This window comes from Bifidobacterium sp. wkB338, assembly GCF_003688325.1.
Taxonomy (GTDB): domain Bacteria; phylum Actinomycetota; class Actinomycetes; order Actinomycetales; family Bifidobacteriaceae; genus Bombiscardovia; species Bombiscardovia polysaccharolytica.
Genome location: NZ_NPOR01000039.1, coordinates 1 through 1715, shown reverse-complemented (window position 1 = coordinate 1715; position 1715 = coordinate 1). Strand labels below are relative to the sequence as shown.

3 protein-coding genes are annotated in these 1715 nt (G+C 50.4%); all 3 read left to right on the top strand.

Features of this window, described 5'->3' with window-relative positions; all coding sequences use genetic code 11:
* The first annotated feature begins 109 nt into the window (after window positions 1-109).
* Entirely contained in the window at window positions 110-616 is a 507-nt protein-coding gene (gene grpE / locus CI603_RS07715; RefSeq protein ID WP_183122289.1) for a nucleotide exchange factor GrpE, read from the top strand.
* A gap of 3 nt (window positions 617-619) precedes the next feature.
* On the top strand, window positions 620-775 hold the full coding sequence (locus CI603_RS09035; protein WP_183122288.1) for a hypothetical protein: 156 nt from the start codon (window positions 620-622) through the stop codon (window positions 773-775).
* A 45-nt stretch (window positions 776-820) separates the two neighbouring features.
* The coding region (locus CI603_RS07710) for a nuclease-related domain-containing protein (RefSeq protein WP_147438295.1) at window positions 821-1715 on the top strand (895 nt) is incomplete at its 3' end.

Genomic DNA, 1715 nt, shown 5'->3' with positions numbered 1-1715 from the left:
TTCGTTACTGGTATTTACGCTTTGATATTCGATATACGGGTATTCCCATACGGATATGAAATGAACAAAGAAAAAGTCGGCGAGTCTGCCTCTGCTACGGGCGCACAAAATGTCTGAGAACGATCAGAGCCTAGAGGCAATATCCCAAGGCATAACAAGCCTGCAGGATCTATTTGTACGCAGACTATCGGAGGATAAAAACGCCAAGCAGCTGATCCGCTCATTGGAGCAAAGCCTTCGTGAACGCGATGATCTGGACACCCATAAGGCGTTTGCGCCTTTGTTCAAGGAGCTCCTCCTGGCTGTCGATCGCCTACAAAGCAATGATCCTTCGCTTGAATTGAATCGGTCTGTCGCTGAAGAAATCCTTGACCTGCTTTCACAGTATGGGTTGAACCCGATAAGTACCAATGGTTCAGTCGATCCGCGAGTCCATGAGGTCGTAGGCGTTGCAGGCAATGACAAGAACAAAGACCAGACAACAGCCGAGCCTGGCTCGATATGCAAGGTGATTCGGCCGGGATATCTGATGGGCAACATGGTTTTGCGGCCAGCTCAGGTAATTATTCAATCTCGTTTGGATGATTCAACACAAACAGGAAATGAAAGGAACTGAACAATGGGATTTTTCACAGATGATCGGCAGTACAAGGTGGTAGAGCGCCATTTCCTTGCCCCTGACAGGGTGGTGCTCAACGAGGTGACGATGGATGAGGCGAAGCAGTTCGTCCGCGATGCTGACAGCAGTCACGACTATGTGATTGAGCATGTCTGATTGAAGTTTGGACTTTCAAGGCGATTCATCGAATAGGAGACACCAGTGCCACGGTTTCATTTTCCCGGGACAGCCAGGAGCAAGGAGCGATCCGCTCCCCTCTGGTCTGCTGCCCGGGATGACGAGATCGACTGGGGTGCTGTAAAGAAACCTACGGAGGAGGAGTTAGGAGAAGCCTGGGCACAGGCAATCTCCCGCTACCAGCTTCAAACGGCCACACTCGGGATTCCTGTCATTGATGAAAGCTTGGTGCCGAGGGCTTCACAAAAAACCTTGAAAGCCTACCGCGACATTTGTAACCACGATATTCATGGAGCTCGAATTTACGGCCATCCAGGTTCAGGTCTCGCAGACAGCGGATTCGGCAAAACCGAAGTTCGCACTGGTACGAAAGGCGAAGAAATATTCGCCAAACTCCTGACCTGGGATGGCATCTTGGACCACTGTGTATCATTCTGGTCGGTTTGGAATCCCGAAGCCGATGGACATCGCAACACCAGAGGCACCGACATTGATTGCATTCTGATGTTCGGATCACACATTTTGCTGGTCGATGTAAAAAATTACCGAGCTGGCATCGATTACCACAGTCTAGTGCCGGGAAAAGCTATGTTCTGCATGTATCCAAAGGCCCGAGTCGTAGCCCATGAACCATACATCTTCAGCGCCAATATGGCTTTCGCCCAGCACAACTTAAGCACCTATCTCCGGGCCAATGGAAGCAGTAGCACAGTTGAGTCCTTTGTCGTTCTGGTGCCGGCCTCAACTGGGGAAGCCAAACTTGACTCGGATATCAGCTGGCCAGGCGATATCCATGCCATGGCTTATTCGGACTTCGTCAGCATGATGAAGCAAAGAGCCCTGGATGATCCCTCCTATATAAACTTCAAGCCAGAAAAAACGAAGGAGGAAGGGTATCTTGCCTCCCTGGTCAAAAGCT